The 24,302-nt window shown below is 66.6% G+C and carries 22 protein-coding genes; 15 read left to right on the top strand and 7 right to left on the bottom strand.

The features are described from left to right. Positions 1-39: 39 nt before the first annotated feature. The 6 genes from J3U95_RS01065 (at position 40) to J3U95_RS01040 (ending at position 4,696) form a co-directional block, all read left to right on the top strand. Complete coding sequence (locus tag J3U95_RS01065; protein ID WP_208276865.1) at positions 40-615, top strand: TerD family protein; 576 nt, start codon at positions 40-42, stop codon at positions 613-615. Between the two features lie 48 nt (positions 616-663). Next, on the top strand, positions 664-1,359 hold the full coding sequence (locus J3U95_RS01060; RefSeq protein ID WP_208276864.1) for a TIGR00266 family protein: 696 nt from the start codon (positions 664-666) through the stop codon (positions 1,357-1,359). 11 nt (positions 1,360-1,370) lie between these two features. Beyond that, positions 1,371-1,955, top strand: coding sequence for a TerD family protein (locus tag J3U95_RS01055; RefSeq protein ID WP_208276863.1), 585 nt, complete (start codon positions 1,371-1,373; stop codon positions 1,953-1,955). 163 nt (positions 1,956-2,118) lie between these two features. After that, entirely contained in the window at positions 2,119-2,517 is a 399-nt protein-coding gene (locus J3U95_RS01050; protein ID WP_208276862.1) for a GntR family transcriptional regulator, read from the top strand. Next, complete coding sequence (locus J3U95_RS01045; RefSeq protein WP_208276861.1) at positions 2,514-3,263, top strand: ABC transporter ATP-binding protein; 750 nt, start codon at positions 2,514-2,516, stop codon at positions 3,261-3,263. Before J3U95_RS01050 ends, J3U95_RS01045 begins: the two co-directional genes overlap by 4 nt. Beyond that, positions 3,260-4,696, top strand: a complete 1,437-nt coding sequence (locus tag J3U95_RS01040) for a hypothetical protein (protein ID WP_208276860.1) — start codon at positions 3,260-3,262, stop codon at positions 4,694-4,696. Before J3U95_RS01045 ends, J3U95_RS01040 begins: the two co-directional genes overlap by 4 nt. A gap of 119 nt (positions 4,697-4,815) precedes the next feature. Here J3U95_RS01040 and J3U95_RS01035 read toward each other — a convergent pair whose 3' ends face one another. Further along, the gene (locus tag J3U95_RS01035) at positions 4,816-5,181 is read right to left on the bottom strand and encodes a hypothetical protein (protein ID WP_208277069.1); all 366 of its coding nucleotides are present in this window, start codon (positions 5,179-5,181) and stop codon (positions 4,816-4,818) included. Here J3U95_RS01035 and J3U95_RS01030 point away from each other — a divergent pair. Next, positions 5,119-6,693, top strand: coding sequence for a methyl-accepting chemotaxis protein (locus J3U95_RS01030; protein WP_229519569.1), 1,575 nt, complete (start codon positions 5,119-5,121; stop codon positions 6,691-6,693). The genes J3U95_RS01035 and J3U95_RS01030 overlap by 63 nt on opposite strands. Positions 6,694-6,752: 59 nt before the next feature. Here the strand turns inward: J3U95_RS01030 and J3U95_RS01025 are convergent, their stop codons facing one another. Beyond that, positions 6,753-7,643 carry a bile acid:sodium symporter family protein gene (locus tag J3U95_RS01025; RefSeq protein WP_208276858.1) on the bottom strand — a complete coding sequence of 297 codons (891 nt, stop codon included), beginning with the start codon at positions 7,641-7,643 and terminating at the stop codon, positions 6,753-6,755. A gap of 207 nt (positions 7,644-7,850) precedes the next feature. Here J3U95_RS01025 and J3U95_RS01020 point away from each other — a divergent pair, with 207 nt between their 5' ends. Continuing rightward, a complete protein-coding gene (locus J3U95_RS01020) occupies positions 7,851-10,355 on the top strand; it encodes a PAS domain-containing hybrid sensor histidine kinase/response regulator family protein (protein WP_229519568.1) in 2,505 nt (834 codons plus the stop codon). Positions 10,356-10,384: 29 nt separating this feature from the next. Here J3U95_RS01020 and J3U95_RS01015 read toward each other — a convergent pair whose 3' ends face one another. Further along, positions 10,385-10,969 (bottom strand): TetR/AcrR family transcriptional regulator, encoded by a 585-nt coding sequence (locus J3U95_RS01015; RefSeq protein ID WP_109347967.1) that lies wholly within the window; start codon positions 10,967-10,969, stop codon positions 10,385-10,387. Between the two features lie 124 nt (positions 10,970-11,093). Here J3U95_RS01015 and J3U95_RS01010 point away from each other — a divergent pair, with 124 nt between their 5' ends. Further along, positions 11,094-11,855, top strand: coding sequence for an SDR family NAD(P)-dependent oxidoreductase (locus J3U95_RS01010; RefSeq protein WP_208276856.1), 762 nt, complete (start codon positions 11,094-11,096; stop codon positions 11,853-11,855). Positions 11,856-11,863: 8 nt separating this feature from the next. Here the strand turns inward: J3U95_RS01010 and ggt are convergent, their stop codons facing one another. Together ggt and J3U95_RS01000 are read right to left on the bottom strand one after the other, a co-directional pair. Next, a complete protein-coding gene (ggt, locus tag J3U95_RS01005; protein ID WP_208276855.1) occupies positions 11,864-13,636 on the bottom strand; it encodes a gamma-glutamyltransferase in 1,773 nt (590 codons plus the stop codon). Then, positions 13,636-14,049 carry a hypothetical protein gene (locus tag J3U95_RS01000; RefSeq protein ID WP_208276854.1) on the bottom strand — a complete coding sequence of 138 codons (414 nt, stop codon included), beginning with the start codon at positions 14,047-14,049 and terminating at the stop codon, positions 13,636-13,638. Before J3U95_RS01000 ends, ggt begins: the two co-directional genes overlap by 1 nt. 169 nt (positions 14,050-14,218) lie before the next feature. Between J3U95_RS01000 and pstS the strand changes: the two genes are divergently transcribed. The 4 genes from pstS (at position 14,219) to J3U95_RS00980 (ending at position 19,764) form a co-directional block, all read left to right on the top strand. Further along, positions 14,219-15,247, top strand: a complete 1,029-nt coding sequence (gene pstS / locus J3U95_RS00995; protein ID WP_208276853.1) for a phosphate ABC transporter substrate-binding protein PstS — start codon at positions 14,219-14,221, stop codon at positions 15,245-15,247. 104 nt (positions 15,248-15,351) lie between these two features. Next, on the top strand, positions 15,352-16,014 hold the full coding sequence (locus J3U95_RS00990) for a winged helix-turn-helix transcriptional regulator (RefSeq protein ID WP_109344957.1): 663 nt from the start codon (positions 15,352-15,354) through the stop codon (positions 16,012-16,014). A 105-nt stretch (positions 16,015-16,119) separates the two neighbouring features. Continuing rightward, positions 16,120-18,819, top strand: coding sequence for a bifunctional diguanylate cyclase/phosphodiesterase (locus tag J3U95_RS00985; protein WP_208276852.1), 2,700 nt, complete (start codon positions 16,120-16,122; stop codon positions 18,817-18,819). A 123-nt stretch (positions 18,820-18,942) separates the two neighbouring features. Beyond that, the gene (locus J3U95_RS00980) at positions 18,943-19,764 is read left to right on the top strand and encodes an endonuclease/exonuclease/phosphatase family protein (protein WP_229519567.1); all 822 of its coding nucleotides are present in this window, start codon (positions 18,943-18,945) and stop codon (positions 19,762-19,764) included. A gap of 5 nt (positions 19,765-19,769) precedes the next feature. Here J3U95_RS00980 and yghU read toward each other — a convergent pair whose 3' ends face one another. After that, positions 19,770-20,612, bottom strand: coding sequence for a glutathione-dependent disulfide-bond oxidoreductase (yghU, locus tag J3U95_RS00975; RefSeq protein ID WP_208276850.1), 843 nt, complete (start codon positions 20,610-20,612; stop codon positions 19,770-19,772). A gap of 212 nt (positions 20,613-20,824) precedes the next feature. Between yghU and J3U95_RS00970 the strand changes: the two genes are divergently transcribed. Beyond that, on the top strand, positions 20,825-22,438 hold the full coding sequence (locus J3U95_RS00970) for a family 43 glycosylhydrolase (protein WP_208276849.1): 1,614 nt from the start codon (positions 20,825-20,827) through the stop codon (positions 22,436-22,438). Between the two features lie 90 nt (positions 22,439-22,528). Then, a complete protein-coding gene (locus J3U95_RS00965; RefSeq protein ID WP_208276848.1) occupies positions 22,529-23,539 on the top strand; it encodes a GlxA family transcriptional regulator in 1,011 nt (336 codons plus the stop codon). Here the strand turns inward: J3U95_RS00965 and J3U95_RS00960 are convergent. Beyond that, positions 23,517-24,269 carry an SDR family oxidoreductase gene (locus tag J3U95_RS00960; RefSeq protein WP_208276847.1) on the bottom strand — a complete coding sequence of 251 codons (753 nt, stop codon included), beginning with the start codon at positions 24,267-24,269 and terminating at the stop codon, positions 23,517-23,519. The genes J3U95_RS00965 and J3U95_RS00960 overlap by 23 nt on opposite strands. Between the last annotated feature and the right edge of the window lie 33 nt (positions 24,270-24,302).

Raw genomic sequence — 24,302 nt, 5'->3', positions numbered from 1 at the left:
GTTTGCAACCCGGTGTTCATTAACTAGGAGAGTCTCATCATGGCAATCAGTCTGCAAAAAGGCGGCAACGTCAACCTGTCGAAAGAAGCTCCAGGCCTGACTTCGCTGAAAGTCGGCCTCGGCTGGGACATTCGCGCCACCGACGGCGCAGCCTTCGACCTCGACGGCGCCGTGTTCCTGCTGAACTCGTCCGGCAAGGTGCGTTCGGACAGCGACTTCATCTTCTATAACAACCTGAAATCGGCCGACGGCTCGATCGTCCACTCGGGCGACAACACCACCGGCGCGGGTGAAGGCGACGACGAATTCGTCACCATCGACCTGACCAAGGTGCCAGCCGACGTCGACAAGGTCGTGCTGGGCGTGACCATCCACGACGCCGAAGCGCGCCGCCAGAACTTCGGCATGGTCGGCAAGGCCTTCATCCGCTGCGTCAACAACGCCAACAACCAGGAAGTCGCGCGCTACGACCTGTCGGAAGACAGCTCGACCGAGGCGGCGATGATCTTTGGCGAGGTGTACCGCAACGGCGCCGACTGGAAGTTCCGCGCGATCGGCCAGGGCTTCAACGGCGGCCTGGGCCCACTGGCCCGCAACTACGGCGTGAACGTTTAAGGTAATGTAGGGGCGGTCGATAACGACCGCCTCATGAAAGGGAGCCAAATGCCAGTATTTACCGTGACCGGGGACGTCGATCCCTTCCTGCACGTGTCGATGAAGCAGGGCGAGACCATCTATTGCGAATCCGACGCGATGGTGATGATGGAATCGACCCTCGATCTCAAGGGCAAGATGAAGGGGGGACTCGGCAGCGCGCTGATGCGCACCTTCGCCAACGGCGAGTCGTTCTTCCAGCAGCACATCGAAGCGACCCGCGGCGAGGGCGACTGCCTGCTGTCGCCGACCCTGCCGGGCGCGATGCAGATCGTCGACGTCGGTCCGAACAACTACATCATCAGCGACGGCGCCTTCGTTGCGGCCACGTCCGGCGTGGACCTGCGGGTGCGCACGCAAAGCCTGGGCAATGCCCTGTTCGCGCAGAGCGGCGGCTTCTTCGTCACCGAGACGAGCGGCCAGGGCCAGGTGGTGGTGTCGGGCTTCGGTTCCATGTCGAGCCTCGACGTCGAGCCGGGCAAGGACGCGATCATCGACAACTCGCACGTGGTGTGCTGGGACAGCACCCTGCGCTACGAGATCTCGATCACGACCGGCACCAGCGGCGGCTTCCTGGGTAACCTGATCAACAGCCAGACCAGCGGCGAGGGCATGGTCCTGCGCTTCTCGGGCCGTGGCAAGGTCTATGTCTGTTCGCGCAACCGCACCGCATTCAAGGCCTGGATGCAGGCGCCCGCGAAATAAGGAGGAATAATATGTCAGTCAATCTGCAAAAGGGACAGAAGATCTCCCTGGACAAGGAAGCCGGTGGCGGCCTGTCCCGCGTGACCATGGGTCTCGGCTGGGACGCGATCAAGTCGAAAGGCTTCTTCGGCTTCGGCGGCGGCAAGTCCGAAGCCGTCGACCTCGACGCCTCGGTGGTGATGTTCGACGAATCGAACCGTCCGATGGACGTGGTCTGGTTCCGCCAGCTCAAGAGCCGCGACGGCAGCATTTCGCACTCGGGCGACAACCGCACCGGCGCCGGCGATGGTGACGACGAGCAGATCAATGTCGACCTGAACGCGGTGCCGGCGAATGTCAAGGCGCTGGTGTTCACGGTGAACAGCTTCACCGGCCAGAATTTCTCGACCGTCGAGAACGCCTATTGCCGCCTGATCAACGCCGCTAATCAGCAAGAGGTGGCGCGCTTCAATCTGTCGGTGACGGGTTCGCACTCGGCTCAGATCATGGCCAAGCTGTACCGCCACAACGGCGAGTGGAAGATGCATGCGATCGGCGAGAACGGCAATGGCCGTACCTTCGACGATCTGATGCCGCAGATTACGGTGCATCTGTAATCCGCGTCGTCGATTGAATGAAGACCGGAGCCGAGGCTCCGGTTTTTTTTCGTCCCAGTTTTGCCGAAGGCGGCACCCACCCACGGTGCATGAAATTCCGGTCGAGGTTGACATGGCCGTCGTCCGGGCTTAGTGTATCAACCAACTAATACACTAATACGCGATGACAAGCCACGCTCCCCAACTGTTCTCGATCGTCCCGGGCTCTACCGAGCCGATCTACCGGCAACTGGTCGACCAGGTGCGCCGCATGGCGGCCGGCGGCCAGCTGGCGCCGGGCGATGCGCTGCCCTCGGTGCGCGAGACCGCGCTGCAGCTCGCAGTCAATCCGATGACCGTCTCGAAAGCCTACGGACTGCTCGAGCTGGAAGGCGTGCTCGAGCGTCGGCGTGGTGTCGGCATGGTGGTCGCGGATCGCCCGCGCAGCGTCGGCAACGCCGGCGAGCGCCTGGCGCTGCTGCGTCCGACCCTGGAACGTGCCGCGCGCGAGGCGCGCGAGCTCGAGCTCGATCCCGACGCCATCCTTACCCTGTTTACCCAAATCCTGAAGGAATCAGCATGACAGCATCCCCGATCCTGATGCGCGGCGTCGCCAAGCGCTTCGACAGCAAGCCCGTCCTCGATGGCGTCGACTGGGAAGTGGGGCAGGGCCAGGTGATCGGCCTGCTGGGACGCAATGGCGCCGGCAAGTCGACCCTGATGGAATGCCTGCTGGGCCTGCGCGAGATCGATGGCGGGAGTGTCCAGCTGTTCGGCGAGCCGCTCGACGCGCTGTCGGACGCGACCCGCGCCCGCATAGGCTATGTGCCGCAAAAATCCGACTTGTTCGAATGGATGACACCGCTGCAGATGCTGGCCTATTTCAAGGCCTTGTATCCGCGCTGGAACGATGCCAAGGTGGAAGGCCTGCTGGATCGCTGGGGCATCGATATCGCGCTGCGCAACAAGCCGATCCGGCGCCTGTCGGGCGGCGAGCAGCAGCGCCTGTCGATCGTCCGCGCACTGGCACATGATCCGGAGTTGCTGGTGCTGGACGAGCCGGTGTCGGCGCTGGACCCAGCGGGCCGGCGCGATTTTCTCACCGAGCTGATCGATGGTGTCATCGAGCGCGGCACCACGGTGGTGTTCTCGACCCATATTCTCACCGACCTGGAGCGGGTGGCGCTGGACGTCGCCTTCCTCAAGGACGGCCGCATCGTGCTCGAAGGCGACCTGGACGACCTGCTCGATGGCGCCGCCAGCCATGTGGCGCCCGATGCGCGTACGCCTCGCAGCCTGGAAGACCTGTTCATCGAGGTGACCCGATGATGGCGCGTACCGGCTATCCGGTCCACCCTGGCCGTCTTGGCCAGTATGCGCTGCTATGGCATGCGGCGATCGCACAAGCCCATCCCGCCGCCCATACGATTCTGCTGTTGTCGATTGGACCGATGACGGTGCTCGCCATGATCCTGGGCGCGCTCGACGCCGGCATGTCCGGCGTCATCGGCTGGGCATTGTGCATGCCGGCCATCATCATGCTGTTTGCCTGGACCATGTGCTTCGTGCCGGGTGCGAGCGGCCTGAACACGCCGGCCAGCGCGCAACTGGCGCCCGGCATGCGCGCGCGCCTGTTCGAACTGACGGTGCTGCTCTGGGGCGGCACAATGGCCGTGCTGACGGCGGGCCTGCTCGTGCTGCAGGATGGACCGGCGTTGATGCTGCTGCTGGCCATGGCGATGACGCTGGGCGTGGCGGCCGGCATGGGCTGCGTACAAGGCAGCTGGATCATGGTCCTGCCATTGCTGGGCGCGTCGCTGGCCGGCAAGCTGGCGCCGCCGTGGCTGCTCGATGCCCTGCGGAGTCCGGCGGCAACGGCGGTGGTGGTGGCGGCGATGATTCCATGCGCGGTGCTGGTCGCACGTGCGCTGCTGCCGCAGGCCGGCGATCGCCATTGGGATATGCTGGCGCACCGTGCGCGCATGCTCGGCAAGGGGAGCAAGGGCTTTCATTTTGGCGGCCTGGCCGGATTCGCGTGGCATGGGCTGACGCTGGGACGCGACCTTGCGCGCCGTGAACCGCGTGCGCTGCTGATGCGCGCGCTTGGCCCCGATATCGTGGCCGCCACGATGGCGAGCGCGACGGCTGCGGGACTGACGTTCGCCACCCTGACCTATTTCGGCCGCTCGGTAACGACTGCCGGCGTGACGGAGGTGCTCGCACCATCCGCCTCCGCCATGACCGCGCTGATCCTGCTGTCATTCCTGTTCCAGGCCGGATCGGTGCCGGCCCTGGTTGCGCGCAGCGGGAGCGAGCAAGCCTTGCTGCGACTGGCGCCGGCGATGCCCGCCGAAGCGCAGCGCTTCAACCGCATGCTGGCGCATGGGCTGTTACGCCAGGGCCTGACGATCTGGGCTTGCGTCAGCGCCACCGCTGTCCTGATGGCGCTGGTCGCCGGCGCGCGTGGCAATGCGCTGGCAGCGTCTGCCTGCATGTGCTGCATGACCTTGCCGGCCATTGCACTGGCATTGCGCGACCATGCGCGCGCGCCGTCCTGGAGCGCCATTTTTTACTGGTTGTTCGCGGTCGGCCTGAGCCTTATCGGCCCGCTGGTGGGAGCCATTCTGTTCATGTCGTTCAGCCTGCCGTTCTGGGCATCGGCGACCATCGCCGCGATCGTCGTGGCCGGCTTGCTGGTGTATCGGCGCCTGCGCCTGATGGAGGGCGCGCCGTTTGCTTATCCGGCAGGAAGGCTGGACTGAGGGATCCCCGTCCGGCCTGACTGCTCGTACTTGGGAGGGCGATCCTGGTATTGCCGGTTTTCCGATTGCCGGATTTTCGTCGGTGCCGGCCACCGTCCTGACGGCGCGTACATACCGTTTCATGTTCCGGGCTCCATTCGCTTTTCCAGCGGGAAGGCTGGATTGACGGGGAGAGTAAACCCGCATGATGTGATCTGTTCATTAACCGAGTTGCCGAAGAGGATAGATCGGTCGTTCTTTTTGTTGCTGCGCAACAACCGGTATCCTGCAATTCTGATACCGAACTTCGGTTTTTGCTGAAAAATTGCCGCACTGGAGATAAGGTTTCGTTGTTGTGCGTTCTCACGAAAAAAACCTTCATCTTCAGGGCAACCATGCTTTTCAAATTGACACTGCGAATCCGGCTCATCGCCACGATGGCCATGCTCGGCTTCCTCATCACCGCCGTCGGCCTGCTCGGCATCTACGGCATGCGTGAAGACCACGGCACGCTCGAGCAGGTGTATTCGAACCAGCTGGCGTCCAGCATCGCGATCAATAATTCCAAGAACTTCCTGAACCGCGCCCGCTTCGGCCTGGACCGCGCCGTGTTCCATCCGGACGCGGCCGACGTCGGCAAGACCCTGAGCCGCGCCAAGGGCTTCATCGACGATTCGAACAAGGAATGGCAGCGCTACCTGGCCCTGCCGCGCGACGCCGAGGAAGCGGACCTGGCCAGGACCCTGGAAGTCGAACGCAACCGCTACATCAACGACGGCATGCTGGCGCTGGCTACCGCCATCGAACAGATGAACGTCGAGCGCATCGAGGCGCTGTCGATGAAGGAAATGACGGCCTTGTACGGCACCTTCGACAAGGCATCGGTCGCGCTGGACGATTACCAGTTGAGCACCGCCAAAAAGGGTTACGACGAGAGCGGCCGCCTGTTCGACATGCTGATGTGGGTTTCGGGCGCCAGCGTGGTGCTCGGCGTGCTGCTGGCGGCGGTGTCGTCGTGGCTGCTGCTGCGCGCCATCATGCGTCCGCTCGACCATGCGCTCGGCCACTTCGACGCAATGGCGCACGGCGACCTGTCCACCCGCGTCGAGGTCGACCGTGACGACGAAATGGGCGCACTGCTCAAGGGCCTGGCCACCATGCAGCAGCAACTGGCCACCACCGTGCGCAGCGTGCGCGACAGCAGCATGTCGATCGCCAGCGCCAGCAGCGAGATCGCGGCCGGCAATATGAATCTGTCGGCGCGGACCGAGCAGCAGGCCAGCGGCCTGGAAGAAACCGCTTCCTCGCTCGAGGAATTGACCACCACCGTCCAGCACAATGCCGACAACGTGCGCCAGGCCAATAACGTGGCGCGCTCGGCGTCCGAAGTCGCGGTGCGCGGCGGCCAGCTGGTGTCGGAAGTGGTGCAGACCATGGGCGCCATCGATGCCTCGTCCAAGCGCATCGTCGACATCATCTCGACCATCGACGGCATCGCCTTCCAGACCAATATCCTGGCGCTGAACGCGGCCGTCGAAGCGGCCCGCGCAGGCGAGCAGGGCCGCGGTTTCGCGGTCGTGGCCGGCGAAGTGCGCAACCTGGCGCAGCGCTCGGCGGCGGCGGCCAAGGAAATCAAGGAACTGATCAATACCTCGGTCAGCAACGTCGAGGCGGGCACCGCCCTGGTCGACAGCGCCGGCACCACCATGGACGAGATCGTCACCAGCGTCACCCGCGTCAGCGACATCATGGCCGAGATCCTGGCCGCCGGCGAAGAGCAGACCGCCGGCATCCAGCAGATCAACGAAGCGGTGAGCCATATGGACCAGGCGACCCAGCAGAACGCCGCCCTGGTCGAGGAAGCGGCCGCCGCCACCGGCGCGCTGCAGGACCAGGCGCATGCGTTGCAGCAGATGGTGAGCGTGTTCAAGGTCGATGCGCAGGCTGGCGTGGCGAACCAGGCGCAGGCGCAGTTGCGCTCGCGTGCGGGCCACGAACGCATGGCCCTGGCCGCGTAACTCAGCACGTCGTTCCCGCGCGGGAACGACGTTCTACAGCAGGCGGTGCGAGTTCGAATTCAGCTCGACGCCGCCACCACCTTCACGCCAGCGCCCTGGCGCCGCAGCACCAGCACCCCGAACGCCGTCGCCAGCACATACATGCTGATCGAATAGATCGCCGCCGGCACCATCAGCTGGAAGTCGCCCAGCACCGACACCGCCACGAAAATCGCCAGCGTCGAATTGTGGATCCCGATCTCGTAGCCGATCGCCACCGCGTTCGGCTTGTCGAGGCCGGCGATGCGCGGCACGTAGTAACCCAAGCCCAGGCTGGCCGCGTTGAACAGGACCACCGCCAGCCCGATTGTGGCGAACGAGCCGGTCAGCGCATCCCATTCCTTGGCGAAGGCGATCAGCGCCAGCGCCGCCAGTACCGCCATCGAGAAAATCTTCATCGGCTTGTCGGTGCGCGCCGCGAAACCCGGCGCGACGCGCTTGACCGCCATTCCGATCGCCACCGGCACCAGCACGATGCCGATCACTTCCATCACCTTGGCGGTTTGCATCGGCACCACCTGGCCGCTCTGCGAAAAGCTGGCGATGGCGAGGTTGGCGATCAGGGGGAGCGTCACGATCGACAGCAGCGTGTTGATCGCCGTGAGCGAGATATTCATCGCCACATTGCCGCCGAACAGGTGGCTGAACAGATTCGCGGAGACGCCGCCGGGCGAGGCGGCCAGCAGCATCAGGCCGATCGCGAACACGGGCGGCACGTCCAGCACCACCACCAGGCCGTAGCACAGCGCCGGCAATGCCAGCGCCTGCAGCGCCAGCGCCAGCAGCACCGCCTTCGGATGCCCGAGCAGGCGCCGGAAGTCGCCGACGGTGAGGGACAGGCCGAGCCCGAACATGATCAGGGCCAGCGCCCCGATCAGGAGGGTGGGAAGTAGAGTAATGAAATCGGTCATCGCGCGTCTCCTTCGTGGTGTTCTTATGGGATGTCGGCGCACCGGACTGCGCGTGCGCGCCGTCCTCCCAGTGTAGTCGAGTGAGCGGCAAAAAAATCGTCCGGCGGCGCCGATATCGCGGCGCGGCGACATTGAGGAACATGCAATAATGCTGCATGAATGCGCGCAACCACGTCCTGGAACTCCATCAGGCAAACGATCGATTCCATGGGTAGTCCAGCAGTGTTTCCCGCTTCCGGCGCCGCGATGGCGGCGGCAATCCGCGGCCACGACTGGACTGCCTCGCCACTGGGCCCGATCGCCACCTGGCCGGCCACGCTGCGCACCAGCGTCAATATCGTGCTGGACTCGGCCTTTCCGAGCTTTATCGTCTGGGGGCCGGAGCAGATCCTGCTCTACAACGACGCCTACGCCGAGATCCTGTGCAACAAGCACCCGGCCGCGTTGGGGCAGCCGTTCCAGGCCGTCTGGCACGAAATCTGGGACGTGCTCGGGCCGTTGGTCGAGCGCACCCTGGTGGGCGGCGAATCGCACAAGATGAACGACATCGCGCTCGTCATGCAGCGCAAGGGCTATGCCGAGCATACCTGGTTCACCTATTCCTACGGTCCCGTGCGCGACGACGCCGGCCGCATCCCCGGCCTGCTGTGCACCTGCATCGAAACCACCGAGGCGGTGCTGAGCCAGCGGCGCCGGGCGGCCGACGAAGCCGTGCTGCGGGAGCACGAATCGGCGTCGCGCGTCGATGCCGAGCGGGTCCAGTTGGCGCTGGAGGCCGGCGCTATCATCGGCACCTGGTTCTGGCACCTGCCGACCGACCGCTTCACCGTCGACGAAGCCTTCGCGCGCGCCTTCGGCCTCGACCCCGCCATCGGGCGCACCGGCCTGTCCCTGTCCCAGATCGTGGCCACGGTGCACCCGGACGACCAGGCCGGCCTGGCCCAGGCCATCAACTCGGTGATCGCGCGCGGCGGCCATTACGCCCACCAGTACCGGGTGCGGCGCGCCGACGGCAATTATTACTGGATCGAGGCCAATGGCCGGGTCGACCTGGCGCCGGATGGCACCGGGCTGCGCTTCCCCGGCGTGCTGATCGACGTCGAGGGCAGGCGCGCGGTCGAGGCCGAGCGCGACCTGGCCATCCTCAAGCTGCGGGCATTGAACGAGGAGCTGGAGCAAAAGGTCGTGGCCCAGGCGCGGGCGCGCGGACGAACCTGGCAGCTCAGCCCCGACGTCCTGGGCGTGCTCAATGCCGACGGCTTCATGGAGACCTCGAACCCGGCCTGGCAGGCCACGCTGGGCTGGACCGAGGAAGAGGTCGCGGGCACGCCTTTCCTCGACTTCATCCATCCGGACGACCGCGACGGCACCGAGGACATCTGGCGCAATGCGCTGGAGCACGGCACCCCCGCCTTGCGCTTCGAGAACCGCTACCGGCACCGGGGCGGGGGCTGGCGCTGGCTGTCGTGGGCGGCGGTGCCGGACGACGGCAAGGTGTACTGCGCGGCGCGCGACATCAGCGTCGAGCGCGAACGCCAGGCCGAGCTGGAGCGTGCGCACGAACAGCTGCGCCATTCGCAAAAGATGGAGGCGGTCGGCCAGCTCACCGGCGGGCTGGCGCACGACTTCAACAACCTGCTGGCCGGCATCTCGGGCAGCCTGGACCTGGTCAAGCTGCGCCTCAGGCAGGGCCGCGTGGACGAGATCGAGCGCTACGTCGCGGTGGCGCAAGGCGCGACCAGGCGGGCCGCCGCGCTCACCCACCGGCTGCTGGCGTTCTCGCGGCGCCAGACGCTGGCGCCGCGCGCCATCTGCGTCAACACGATGGTCGACGGCCTGCTGGACATGATCCGGCGCACGGTGGGCCCCGGCGTGCGGGTGGAGCCGGATTACAGCGGCGAGCCGTGGACGGCGCTGGTCGACCAGTCGCAGCTCGAGAACGCGCTGCTGAACCTGTGCATCAATGCGCGCGACGCGATGCCTGAAGGCGGCCGCATCGCGATCGCCACCGCCAACCGCGTGCTCGACGCCGACGCCGCGCGCGGCCATGAGCTGCCGCCAGGCGACTATCTCGTGCTGTCGGTCGCCGACAGCGGCACCGGCATGGCCCCGGACGTGCTGGCCAAGGCCTTCGAACCCTTCTTCACTACCAAGCCGCTGGGCCAGGGCACGGGACTGGGCCTGTCGATGATCTACGGCTTCGCCAAGCAATCGGGCGGGCAGGTGGCGATCGATTCGCAGCCGGGCCAGGGCACCACGGTCAGCATCTTCCTGCCGCGCCACCGCGGTGAGGCCGACGAGCGCGATGCGGCGCCGGCCGCCGACGCCGCGCCGCCGGCCGGCCGGGGCGAGACGATCCTGGTGGTGGACGACGAGCCGAGCGTGCGCATGCTGGTGGTCGACGTGCTCGAGGAGCTGGGCTACACGGTGCTCCAGGCCGAGGATGGCGCCGGCGGCCTGGCGCTGCTGCAATCGGACGCGCGCATCGACCTCGTGATCTCGGACGTCGGCCTGCCGGGCATGATGAATGGACGCCAGATGGCGGATGCGGCGCGCATCAAGCGTCCCCTGCTGAAGGTCTTGTTCATCACCGGCTACGCCGAAACCGCCTTGCTCGACCACGGGCAGCTCGCGCCCGGCATGTCGGTGCTGACCAAGCCGTTCTCGATCGACGCGATGGCGCAGCGGGTGCGCGAACTGGTCGCGCGCTAGAATCGGGCTGGAATCGGACCGGAAGCGGCTCAGGCGCCGGGCCAGTTCGACAGCGCCTGCTCCACCACCGCATCGAGCATCTCGCGCTCGAAGCCGGCCTTGGCCTGGATGGCCATGCCGTGCAGCAGCGCCATCACATAGGCCGCCAGGGCGGCGGGACGGGCCGAGGCAGGCAGGTCGCCTTCGGCCTGCGCCCGTTCGAAGCGTTCGCGCAGTTGTGCTTCTCCGAGCGCGCGGAAACCGATCAGGGCCTGGCGCACCGGCTCCGACTCGTCCGCGCCGGCTACCGCGCCGTTGATGCCGAGGCAACCGGTGCGGTCGGGATAGCGCGTATTCAGCTCCACCGAGCTGTACAAGATGTGGGCGGCCACTTCGCGCGAGGTCGGCTTGGCCAGCCCTTCGGGGATGTGGGTCATGAAGCGTTCGTGGTAGCGCTCCAGCACGCGCTTGAACAGCGCTTCCTTGTTGCCGAAGGCCGAGTACAGCGCCGGCCGCTCGACGCCGGCCGCCTCGGTCAGGTCGGCATACGAGGCGCCCTCGTAGCCCTTGCGCCAGAACACGCACAGCGCGGCATCCAGCACCTTGTCGGCGTCGTATTCGCGATGGCGACCCATCAGCATACCTCCGCTTTTTCAATAACGGTCATTACAAAAAATGCTTGACAGTCCATTCGCGAATTATATACTCATCGTTATCGTAACGGTCGTTACGAAATAAACGCTGATCTGGAGAGACGGTATGTCGAATGGTTTGAAAGGCAAGGTCGCGCTGGTGACCGGGGGCTCGCGCGGGCTGGGTGCAGTGATCGCCGAGGCGCTCGCCGCGGAGGGCGCCGACGTGGCGATCACCTATGTGGCCTCGAGCACCAAGGCCGAGGCGGTGGTGGAAAAACTGAAGGCGAAGGGTGTGCGCGCGCTGGCCATCCGGAGTGACCAGGCCGACCTGGCGGCGGCCAGGCCGCTGGTCGACGCGGTGGTGGCGCATTTCGGCCGCCTCGACATCCTCGTCAACAATGCGGCAGTCGTGGCCAAGGGCCAGCAGGTCGACGATCCCGCGCTCGACACCGCCAAACTGGACCATCAGTGGCAGGTCAACGTCATGGGAACGATCGCGACCACGCGGGCGGCGGCGGCGGCCCTGTCCGATGGCGGCCGGATCATCTTCATCGGCTCGCTCAACGGCACGCTGGCGCTGATCCCGGGCGTGGCCGACTACGCCGGCACCAAGGCCGCCCTGATCGGCTATGCCAAGGGCGTAGCGCGCGATCTCGGGCCGCGCAACATCACCGTCAACGTGGTCCAGCCCGGCGCCATGCCGACCGACATGATGGTCGAGGCCCTGGGCAGCACGACGGCGCCCGACGCCTTCCTCGACATGCACCCGATCCGCCGCATCGCGACGCTCGAAGAGGTGGCTGCCCTGGTCAACTTCCTGGCAGGCCAGAACGGGGGCTACATCACCGGCGGCGTCATCGACGTAGCGGGCGGGCTCGGCATCTGACCGGCAGGCTAATGCCCGCGGCGCTGAACCAGCGCCGTGCCGACGCCGTGGCGCTTGCCCTCGCTGACGGCGGTGACGGTGCCGTCCGGATTGAACACCAGGGCGTTGGCCGCGCCGATTTCCTCGGCCGGGCTTTCCCAGCGCTGGCCGAAACCCTCCAGGGCGCGCGCCTGCGCGCTGCGCGCGAAACCCGGCTCGACCGACGTCTCTGCCGCATTGCGCTGGCTGATGCGCGGCGCATCGAGCGCCTGGTCCATCGGCATGCCGAAGTCGACGTGGTTGACGATGGTCTGCAGCACGGTGGTGATGATGGTCGAGCCGCCGGGGCTGCCGATGCTGAAGGCCGGCTTGCCGCCCTTGAGCGCGATGGTGGGCGCCATGCTCGAGCGCGGGCGCTTGCCGGCTTCGGGCACGTTCGGGTGCGGGCCGGTGGTGTCGAAGTCGAAATCGGTGAGTTCGTTATTGAGCAGGAAGCCGTAGCCCGGCACGACGATTCCGCTGCCGCCCCAGGATTCGATGGTGAAGGTGTACGCCACCACGTTGCCGTCCTTGTCCGACACCGTCAGGTGGGTGGTGTGGGCGCTCTCGGGCGCCAGCTTGATGGCGGCGGCCGGCTGGGTGCGCAGGGGGATGCTCGGGTCGTCCTGGTAGCGGTAGGGGTCGCCCGCCGCCACCGCGCCCGGCGCGGCTTTCCGTGGATCGATCAGCGCGCGGCGCTCGGCCGCATACTTCTTCGAGAGCAGGCCGGTGAGCGGCGCGTCGACGTATTCCGGATCGGCCAGGTAGGCATTGCGGTCGGCGAATGCCAGGCGGCTGGCCTCGATATAGAGATGCTCGGCCTGGGCGCGCGGCAGCGATGCCAGGTTGAAGCCCTCGAGGATGTTGAGCGCATGCGCCACCGTCGGACCGCCGCTGCTGGGCAGGGGCATGCCATACAGCTCGTAGCCGCGATAGCTGCTGCGCATGGCGGGGCGGATGCGCGCTTCGTAGTTGGCGAGATCCGCCATCGTCATCGCGCCTGGACGTACGGCATACCCTTTCGCGACCGGCGGCCGGTTGACGCTGTCGACGATGGCGCGCGCGATCGGCCCCTCATAAAAAGCTTTCACGCCGCCTTGCGCGATCTCGCGGTAGGCGCGCGCCATGCCGGGATTGCGCAGCAGGGTACCGGCGGGAAGGGCTTTGCCCTTGTGCAGGTATAGCTCGCTCGTCGGCACGAACTGGCGGAATTTCTTTTCGTTCTGTCCCAGCAGCTGGCTGAAGTTGGCGTTGATGCGAAAGCCCTCGTCGGCCACCGCGATCGCCGGCGCCAGCACCTGGGAAAAGCGCATGCTGCCATAGCGCTCGAGCGCCTCGTGCCAGCCGCGCACGGTGCCCGGCACGCCGACCGCCGCCCCGCTCGCCACCGCCGTCTCGAAGTCGAGCGGCTTTCCGTCGTGCTGGAACAGTTGCGGGCCCACGCCGGCAGGGGCCGTTTCGCGGTGGTCGATGGTGATCACGCGTTTGTCCCTGGCCAGGTAGATCACCATGAAGCCGCCGCCGCCGATGCCGCAGCTGAAGGGATCGGTAACGCCCAGCGTGGCGGCTGCGGCGACGGCGGCGTCGACCGCATTGCCGCCTGCGTTCAGGATGGCCAGCGCCGACTGCGAAGCCTGAGCGCTGATCGTGGCGACGGCGCCGCCGGTGCCGGTGGCGACCGGCGCGGCCGCGACGCCCTGGAGTGAAACAGCAAGGACCAGGCCGCACGCCAGTGCGGTCCGCGGCAGGCGGCCCCGCGCCATCAGGTGCCGTACATATTGAAGACCACCGGATACGACGCCGGTTTCTCTTCCGCCATGCCGCGCGGCGGCGGCACGAACGAGGGATCGAGTTCGATGCGCGCGCCGCGCAGGCCCGGTGAGGTAAAGCCGGGTTTGCCCTGCACCAGCCAGAAGCCCTGCGCCATATTGTTGGTGCGCAGGGTGAAGCGGTAGGCCAGCTGGCCGGCCCAGATGCAGCGCGCATTGTCCGGGCAGCGGCTGTCGTCGGCGCCCTCGTAGGTGAGGGTCAGGCGCGCGTCCCTTGGTACCGGCGGCAGGGTCAGGGTCTGGCGCTCGCTCAATGTGTACTGGGCGTCGGGCAGGTGGTCGGGCGTGGCGCAGGCCGACAGCAGGCCGGCGGCGGCAATGGAGAGGACGCAGGGCAGGGTGCGCATCGGTGTCATCCAGGGTTTGACGGGAAACCCATCATAGCAAAACCGCAAGCATGCGGTCGCGTGACAGCGAAAAGACAGGGAATGGCCAAGTCATAAACAGGTCATATTCGGCAGCTATTCTTTTTCCTGTAGTCCAAAACATACCCCTTAACCAGAGTTAGGAATAACAATGTTCAAGAAGATCCTCGCCGGCGCTGCCGCCACGCTCGTGATGACGACCTCGTTCGCCGCCGACATTACCGGCGCGGGCGCTACGTTCCCGTACCCGATCTACGCCAAGTGGGCTGAGAGCTACAAAGCCGCCACCGGCACCGGCCTGAACTACCAGTCGGTCGGCTCGGGCGCCGGCATCAAGCAGATCAAGGCGAAGACCGTGGACTTCGGCGCATCGGACATGCCGCTGAAAGCGGAAGAGCTGGACAAGGAAGGCCTGATGCAGTTCCCGGCCATCATGGGCGGCGTGGTCGCCGTGGTCAACGTCGACGGCGTGACCCCAGGCCAGCTGAAGATGACCGGTCCGCTGCTGGCCGACATCTACATGGGCAAGATCACCAAGTGGAACGCTGCTGAAATCGCCGCCCTGAATCCGGGCGTGAAGCTGCCTGCAGCCGACATCACCGTCGTCCACCGCGCCGACAGCTCCGGCACCTCGTTCCTGTTCACCGACTTCCTGGCCAAGACCAGCCCGGCATGGAAAGAGTCGATCGGCTCGGGCACCACCGTGAAGTGGGCCGTGGGCGTGGGCGGCAAGGGCAACGAAGGCGTCGCCGCCAACGTGCAGCGTATCAAGGGCGCGATCGGCTACGTCGAGTGGGCCTATGCCAAGAAGAACAAGCTGTCGCACACCCAACTGCGCAACAAGGAAGGCGTCGACCTGCAACCGTCGGACGACGTGTTCAAGGCCGCTGCCGCCAGCGTGGAATGGACCAAGGCCCCAGGCTTCGGCGTGGTGCTGACCGACGGCGCCGGCAAGCAGAGCTGGCCGATCACCGGCGTGTCGTACATCCTGATGCACAAGAACGCCGCCGACGCCGACAAGGCTCGTGAAGTCGTGAAGTTCTTCGACTGGTCGTTCAAGAACGGCGCTCCGGCAGCAGCCGAACTGGACTACGTGCCGATGCCGGCCAGCGTCGTCAAGCAAGTGCAGGACGCCTGGAAAGCCAACCTGAAGGATGCTTCGGGCAAGGCCATCATGTAAGACGCCTTCACGGCGACCAATCCGGCAGCCAGGCTGCCGGATTTTCGTTGGTGCGCTCGCATCGTCGAGCGCACCGATGCAGTTCCTCTCTTTTTGGGCATCCCATGACAACGGCGAACACGATCGTCCTGGTGATCGACGACAAGCCGGCCATTGCCGAGCTGCTCAAGTTCTCGCTGCACGAGGACGAGTGGGTCTGGCATGACGTGCCGAGCCTGGCGCAAGCCTGGGACTTCATCGGGCGCGAGCGCCCGGAACTGTTGCTGCAGGAATCGATGCTGCGCAACGAAGGCGGCATGCGCCTGCTGGCGCGCCTGCGCGGCGACCGTCGCCTGCGCGAGCAGCCGGTGATCCTGCTGGCGGCGCAATGCGCGGAAGGCGAACGTCCCGCCAGCCTCCCGGCGCCCGTCCCCCATCCCGAATTCATTCCCCAGGCCCCGGCCGACCAGGTACGCGAACTGTCGCCCGAATCGCGCCTCTTGCGCTCGGGCCGCCTGGTGCTTGATCCGCTCAGCTGCAGCGTGCGGGTCGGCAACCACAAGGTCGAGGTCAGGCATGCCGAATACCGGCTGCTGCGCTTTTTGCTGTGCCATCCGGGCCAGGTGTTTACCCGCACCCAGTTGCTGGAGCAGCTGTGGGAAGCCCATGCGTCGCTCGACCAGCGCACGGTCGACGTGCACGTGCTGCGCCTGCGCAAGGCGCTGGGGCGGGCCAAGTCGCTGATCAAGACGGTGCGCGGCGCCGGCTACATGCTGTCGCCGACCTGAACGGCGCCGGGGCCCGTCGTAACGGGCTTCAGGAAAAATCGGGCATGTCACGACGCTGACATGTTTGCTATCTAGACTTGCGGCAACTAGTCCTGATCGTCCGCAATGAGCAAACATCCTGGCCTCGCCCCCTACCTGGCTCCCTATCTGGACCCCGCGCGCAGCAACCGCTTCCTAATCCTGCTGTGGCCGCTGCTGGCCGTGCTGGTGTGCTGCGCGCTGTGGGCGGCGACCCTGCTGCGGGTCGAGGCCGAGCAGGAACGCGTGGCCACCCAGGCGCGCAAGGACGTGGCGGCCTACGCCGAAGCCTACGAGCAGTACATCACGCGCTCGGTGGCGCAGATGGACCAGATCACGATGCAGCTGAAGTTCAGCTGGGAGAATTCGCGCGAGGCAGGCCTGCTCGACGAGATGCGGCGCGACGGCATGTTCACCGACAGCGCCTTCCACCTGGTGGCGGTGCTCGACCGCACCGGCACCGTGCGCTCCAGCACGCGCGCCGGCCTGATCGGCGCCGACCTGGCCTCGGGCGCGTATTTCAACCACCATCGCGACAACAATTCGACCGCCCTGCGGGTCGGCACCGCGCCGACGCAATTCGGCAGCGCCGACGACGTGGTGCTGTTCACGCGCCGCCTGGAAACCCGCGAGGAGGAATTCGACGGCGTGGTGCTGATGGCGATCGACGCCCGCTACTTCACGTCCTTCGTCAGCCCGGCCACCATCGGCGCCGGCGGCATCGTGGCGCTGGCCGGCAGCGAAGGGCGGTTGCGGGTCGAGCAGCGCAGCAATGGCGCATCGTTCACGGATGCGGTCGCGCTGCCGCGCCGCGGCGCCGTCTGGTCGGGCGAGCAGGGCGTGCGCCTGGTCGAGGGCGAGGGCGGCTTCGCCGACGGGCAGTCGCGCGTGCTGGGCTGGCGCCAGTCGTCCGCCTATCCGCTGATGGCCCTGGTCGGCCTGCCGCAGCACGAGGCGCTGGCGGCCAGCAACGGCTACTGGATCGAGAGCCGCGACCGCGCGATCGTCGCCACCCTGTGCCTGTTGCTGCTGGGCGCGGTCGGCGCGGTGCTGGCGCGCCGCGCGGTGGCGCGCGCCAGGGAACAGGACGAAGTGCGGCGCGCCTACCGCACCGCCACCGAGAGCGGCAACGACGGCTTCTACATGGCCTCGGCGGTGCGCGCGCGCGACGGGCAGATCATGGATTTCCGCATCGTCGACTGCAACGAGCGCGGCGCCTTCTTCTACGGCGTGACACGCGACGAGCTGGTCGGGAAAAGCCTGACCGGGATCGACAGCGGCCTGTTCGGCGAAGACCTGCTGGACACCTACCGCAAGGCGATGGACAGCGGCTTCCATGAAGACGACCGCAGGATGCCGAGCGATAACCGGCTCAACATCAGCTGGGGCCGCCGGCGCCTGGTAAGGGTCGGCAACGGCCTGGCGGTGACCCTGCAGGACATCAGCGAGCGCAAGGCCCACGAGGACCAGCTCGAGCGCCTGGCCAACGAGGATTCGCTGACCGGCCTGGCCACCCGCCACGCCTTCCTGGAACGCATGCCGGCCATGCTGGCCCAGGCGCAGTGCGCCAGCACCGGCGCCGCGCTGCTGTTCATCGACCTCGATGAATTCAAGTACGTGAACGACACCCACGGCCACGCCACCGGCGACCAGCTGCTGAAGGCCGCCGCCGGCCGCCTGCTGTCCTTGTTGCGGCCGAGCGACGGGGTGGCGCGCTTCGGCGGCGACGAATTCGTGGTCCTGCTCTCGCCCTGCGACGGCGAGCGCCAGGCGGCCTCGGTGGCCTCGCGCATCGTGGAAGCCTTCGGGGTGCCGTTCCTGATCGGCGACGAGCTGCACGCCGTGGGTTCTTCGATCGGCATCAGCATGTATCCGCGCGATGGGCTGGATGCCGAGACCCTGGTCAAGCACAGCGACATCGCCATGTACGTCGGCAAGAACGAAGGCAAGGGGCAATACCGGTTCTTCGATCCTTCGCTGTCGTCGACACTGAATTCGCGCGCCCGCCTGAAGCAGAACATGCTGGAAGCGCTCGAGGCCGACCAGTTCGTGCTGCACTATCAACCGCGCGTGGATGCGCGCAGCGGAGAATTGCTGAGCATGGAAGCGCTGGTGCGCTGGCGCCATCCGACCCTGGGCATGGTGGCGCCGGGCGAATTCATCCCGCTGGCTGAGGCCACTGGGCTGATCGTGCGCATCGGCGAGACCGTGATCGACAAGGCCTGCGCGCAGCTGGCCGCCTGGCGCGAGGCCGGCGTGGCGCTGGTGCCGGTCTCGATCAACGTCTCGCCCAAGCAATTCCTGCGCGGCGGCGTGCAGCGCCAGCTGAGCGCGGCGCTGGTGAGGCACCGGGTGCCGGCCAGCCTGATCGAGGTCGAGATCACCGAGTCGGCGATGATGGGCGACCAGGACGACATCCTGGCCGAACTGGCGGCCCTGCGTTCACTTGGCGTGAAACTGCATGTGGACGATTTCGGCACCGGCTACTCGTCGCTGTCGCAGCTGCAGCGCTTGAAGATGGACGTACTGAAGGTCGACCGCGCCTTCACCACCGAGCTGGCCAATTCGAAGGAGGGCAAGGTGTTCTTCCAGGCCATCGTGTCGATGGCGCACGCGCTGGGCATGTCGGTGGTGGCCGAGGGCGTCGAGACCGCGGAGCAGCTGGCGATATTGCGCCACCTCGACTGCAACGAGGTGCAGGGTTACTACATCGCGCGCCCGGTGCCGGCGAACGAGATGGCGGCGATGATGCAGCGGCGCTATCTGCTCGATGCCGCGGTGGCGTAGCGCGCCGTTTACTAAAGCGCCTAAACTGCGCCGCTTTTGGGCCTGTTGGCGCGATGGTGCAGGCGGATTGTGGTTAACTTGCCGCGGTATTCACTTTCCCGACCCTGGACCATGAAGATCGTCTTGTCATTTTTCACCGCGCTCGCCGTCCTGGTCGGCAGCGCCGTCGCCGCGCCCATGAACGTCGCCAGCTTCAACCTGCGCTACAACAATCCCCAGGATGGCCCCAATGCCTGGCCGGCGCGCAAGGAGATGGTCAAGGCGCTGATCCGCCATCATGAGTTCGACATCGTCGGCACGCAGGAGGGGCTTGCCGGCCAGGTCGCGGATCTGGCGCAGATGGAAGAATTCGACCACGTCGGCATCGGCCGCGACGACGGCAAGCAGGCCGGCGAGCATTCGGCCATCTTCTATCGCAAGAGCCGCTTCGCGCTGCTGGACAAGGGCGACTTCTGGCTCAGCGAAACGCCGGACCGGCCATCGCTGGGCTGGGACGCCACCTGCTGCAACCGCATCGTGTCATGGGCGAAGCTGCGCGAGCGCGACAATGGCCGGGTGTTCTACGTCTTTTCGGCGCACTTCGACCATGAGGGCGTCGTCGCGCGCCGTGCATCAAGCGACCTGCTGCTGCGCAAGATCGCGGAAATCAGCCGCGGCGAGCCGGCAATCTGCGTGGGCGACTTCAATTCGACGCCCGATACGCCGCAAATGCAGGTGATGGCGAAAGCCATGCGCGACGCTTTCCAGGTGAGCCAGACGCCGCCGTACGGCCCGGTCGGCACCTACCACGGCTTCCGTTTCGACGCGCCAATGCTCGACCGTATCGACTACGTCTACGTCGACCGGCATTTCGACGTGCGTGGCTATGCGGCCCTGAGCGATTCGCTCCACGGACGCTTCCCGTCGGACCACCATCCGGTGGTCGCGCGCGTAGAGTTAAAGTAAAGCGATCAGTCGAGATCGGAGGCGGCGTGCCGCTCGTGCACCTGGTCGGCTTCCGGTCCGAACGAGCGGTTGACCTTGCGTCCGCGGATGACGGCCGGCCGCGCCGCGATCTCGTCGGCCCAGCGTTTCACGTGCTTGTATTCGTGCACCGACAGGAACTCCGCCGCGTCATACAGCTGGCCCAGCACCAGGCCGCCATACCAGGGCCAGATCGCCATGTCGGCGATCGTGTATTCCTCGCCCGCGACGAAACGCTTGTCGGCCAGGTGGCGGTCGAGCACGTCGAGCTGGCGCTTGGCTTCCATCGCATAGCGGTCGATCGGGTATTGCAGCTTTTCCGGCGCATAGGCATAGAAGTGACCGAAACCGCCGCCGACGAAAGGCGCCGAACCCATCTGCCAGAACAGCCAGTTCATGGTCTCGGCGCGCGCCACGCCGTCCTTGGGCAGGAAGGCGCCGAACTTCTCGGCCAGGTAGACCAGGATCGAGCCGGATTCGAACACGCGCACCGGTTCGGCGCCACTGCGGTCGACCAGGGCCGGGATCTTCGAATTGGGATTGGCCTCGACGAAGCCGCTCGAGAACTGCATGCCTTCGTTGATGCGGATGAGCCAGGCATCGTACTCGGCGCCGTTGTGGCCGGCCGCCAGCAGTTCTTCGAGCAGGATCGTCACCTTCACGCCGTTCGGCGTGGCCAGCGAATACAGTTGCAGCGGATGCTTGCCGACCGGGAGTTCCTTGTCGTGGGTCGGGCCTGCGACCGGGCGGTTGATGCTGGCGAAGGCGCCGCCCGACGAGGCGGGCGGGGTCCAGACTTTCGGTGGGACGTAGGATGCTTGGTCAGCCATGTGCTCTCCTTGAACTTGCCGTGACAAAGAATTCATTCTAGCCAATGGGAGAAAAACGCGTTGGCGCGGCACCGAAAAGGGCGGGGCGCCCTGCCATTTGCTGCAAGATTCGTACAACTTTCCGCATTCATATGGGGGAAGAGGCGGCTACCGCTGGCGTCGGCGCGGGCGATTTCCTATCCTGTCCGGTCTACCACGAGAAAGACCAGGACATGACGAACCCTTCGCGTCGTGACGCCTTCAAGATCCTGCTGGCGGGCGCCAGCCTGCCGGCGCTGCCCGCGGCGGCGGCATCCTCGACCGATTGCCAGGCTGGCGGCCACGCCTGGCGCCGCGGCATCGAAGGCCAGCGCCAGGCCGACCAGGGCGACGGCACCTACCTGAATCCGATCATCGCGGGCGACCATCCCGATCCGACCGTGCTGAAGGACGGCAAGGATTATTACCTCACCTATTCATCGTTTTACTCCTACCCCGGCCTGGTGATCTGGCACTCCACCGACCTGGTCAACTGGCGCCCGGTCGCGCCGGCGCTGAGCAAACCCCTGGGGACGATCTGGGCGGTCGACCTGTGCAAGCACGACGGCCGCTATTTCATCTATATTCCGGCCGCGCCGGACGGCAACCCGTGGTCGATCTACGCGATCTGGGCCGACCGCATCGAGGGGCCGTGGAGCGATCCCGTTGACCTCAAGATCCCCGATTGCATCGATCCCGGCCACGTGGTGGGCGAGGACGGCAAGCGCTACCTGTTCGTCAACGGCATCCGCAAGATCCGCCTGACCGACGACGGCCTGGCCACCGACGGCCCGCTGGAAAAGGCTTATGAACCCTGGCGCTATCCGGCCGACTGGATCGTCGAGAACTTCGCCCCCGAGGGGCCGAAGCTGCTGCGGCGCGGCAAGTGGTTCTATCTGGTGACGGCGGTCGGCGGCACCGCCGGCCCGGTCACCGGCCATATGGTGATCGCGGCGCGCTCGACCTCGGTCCACGGGCCGTGGGAGCACTGCCCGCACAATCCACTGGTGCGTTCGCTGGGCACCGCCGAGCCGTGGTGGTCGCGCGGCCATGCGACGCTGATCGAAGGGCCGGCCGGCGACTGGTGGATGATTTATCACGGCTACGAAAACGGCTACCGTACGCTGGGGCGGCAAACCCTGCTCGAACCGATGGAGTGGACCGACGATGGCTGGTTCCGCGCGCTCGGCGGCGACCTGTCCAGGCCCCTGCCCATGCCCAGGGGCGGCAGGAAAGGCGCGGCCGGCTTCGCCCTGTCCGACGATTTCAGGCGCGATCGATTCGGTGTCCAGTGGAGTTTCCATGATCCGGCGCCGGACGAGATGACGCGCGTGCGCTTCACGAAGGACGGCCTGCGCATCGCGGGGCGCGGCAAGTCGCCGGCCGACAGCCGCCCGCTGACCTGTTCCGTGGGCGACCGCGCCTACGAGGTGGAGGTGGATCTCACCCTGGAGGGAGAGGCCGAGGCCGGCCTGCTGCTGTTCTACAGCCAGAAAGCCTTCGTCGGCATCGGTTTCACGCGCGACGAGGTCAAGACCTTCCAGTACGCCGAGGAGCAGGGCTGGGCCCGGGGCAAGCGCAAGACCTCCTCGGTGCGGGTACGGATGACGAACGACGATCACGTGGTCACCTGGCGCTATTCCCACGACGGCGGCAAGACCTGGACCTTGCACGGCACGCGGATGGAGGTCTCAGGCATCCACCACAATGTGTTCGGCGGCTTCCTGAGCCTCAAAGTGGGCATCTACAGCGCGGGGAAGGGTGCGGTCACGCTGGGCGATTTCCGCTACCGGGCGCTGCCGGCGTAAGGACGCGGCTTGACCTGCCGGATCGGGCGGCCATACTATAGCTGACCTCGTCGTATCCGCGGCGGGTAAGAGCCATCCCGCACAATGAACATGCCTCTCACGCCAGCGGCGCCGCGCCAGGCGCGCCTTGTCCTGTTCGTCGGATTCCCCGGCATGTGCATGCTCGACATCGCCGGACCGCAGACGGTGTTCTGGTGCGCGTCGAAAGTGATGGAAGAGCGCGGCCTGCCGGGCTATGTGCGGCACACGGTCAGCCTCGACGGCGGCCTGGTGCAGACCCTGGAAGGCGTGGCCATGCAGACCGAGCGGCTGGACGGTTTCGCGCCGGGCGAGGTCGACACCGTGGTCGTGCCCGGCTCGGCGGACATCGTCACCGCCGTCCGCGAACAGCAGGCGCTGGTCGCCTGGCTGCAGCGCCATGCGGGCGCGATGCGCCGCACGTCCTCGGTCTGCACCGGCGCTTTCGTGCTCGCCGCCGCCGGCCTGCTCGACGGCAAGCGCGTTGCCACCCACTGGCTGACTTATGATCTGCTGCGCGACACCTATCCGCTGGTCGAGGTGGACCGCGAAGCGATCTTCGTCCAGCATGGCGACACCTGGACCTCGGGAGGCGTCACCGCCGGCATCGACCTGGCGCTGGCGATGGTGGAAGCCGATTGCGGCCGCGAAGTCGCGCTGGCCGTCGCGCGCGAGCTGGTGGTGTTCGTCAAGCGCCCCAGCAACCAGCCCCAGCTCAGCCGGATGCTGCAGGCCCAGGCCGGCGACGGTCCGCTGTTCGACGAACTGCATATGTGGATCCTGGCCAATCTCGAACGGCCCGACCTGAGCGTCGAGGTGCTGGCCGCGCAGATGCGCATGAGTCCGCGCAACTTCAGCCGCGTGTACAAGGACAAGACCGGGCAGACCCCGGCCCGGGCGGTCGAGCGCTTCCGCCTGGAGACGGCTTGCCGGCTGCTGGAGGATTCCGGGCGCCACCTCGACGGGATCGCCCAACAGTGCGGATTCGGCGACGAGGGGCGCATGCGCAAGACCTTCCAGCGCCACCTGCACACCTCGCCGAGCGCCTATCGCCAGCGGCTCAGTGTGCCGCCTGCGCCTTGAGCCAGTCGTCGACCTTCACCGTGCCCAGGCGCGCGCCGGGGCCCGGCACCAGCGTGTCCTCCTGCAGCAGGGCGCCGAAGTAGCGCGCCTGTGGGTCGGCCACGACCTTGCGCTTATCTCCCTTCGCTTGCAGGTAGTGCTGGACCAGGTCGGCCAGGCGCACCCGCTCGGGGCCGGCGATCTCGACCACGCCGTTGCGCGGCGCACCAAGTGTGTAGTCGGCCATCGCCAGCGCCACGTCGTCCGACGAGATGGCCTGGATATTGGCGGGCGACAGGCGGATCGCATCGCCTTCCGTGCCCGAGGCGGCGATCCCGCCCAGGAATTCGAAGAACTGGGTCGAGTGCACGATGGTATAGGGCAGGCCGGACTCGCGGATCAGCGCCTCTTGCGCGATCTTGCCGCGGAAGTAGCCGCTCTCGGCCAGGCTGTCGGTGCCGACCACCGACAGCGCGACGTGGTGCCTGACGCCGGCCTTCTTCGCGGCCCCCAGGAGGTTGCGGCCCGAGGTGGTGAAGAACTCCATCACCGCGTCGTCGGCGAACGAGGGCGAGTTGGCCACGTCCACCACGACGTCGGCGCCGGCCAGCGCCTCGTCCAGGCCAGTGCCGCTGATGGTGTCGACGCCGGTGTTCGGGGAGGCGGCCACGGCCTGGTGGCCGCGCTGCCTGAGGATGGCGACCAGTTTGCTGCCGATCAGGCCGGTGCCGCCGATGACGATGATGTTCATGATGTCCTTTCAGATCCCAGTGCGGCTGGGCGC

Source organism: Massilia oculi, assembly GCF_017582745.1.
Lineage (GTDB): Bacteria > Pseudomonadota > Gammaproteobacteria > Burkholderiales > Burkholderiaceae_D > Telluria > Telluria oculi_A.
The sequence above is the reverse complement of the archived record's forward strand: the minus strand, read 5'-3'. Positions and strand labels throughout refer to the sequence as shown.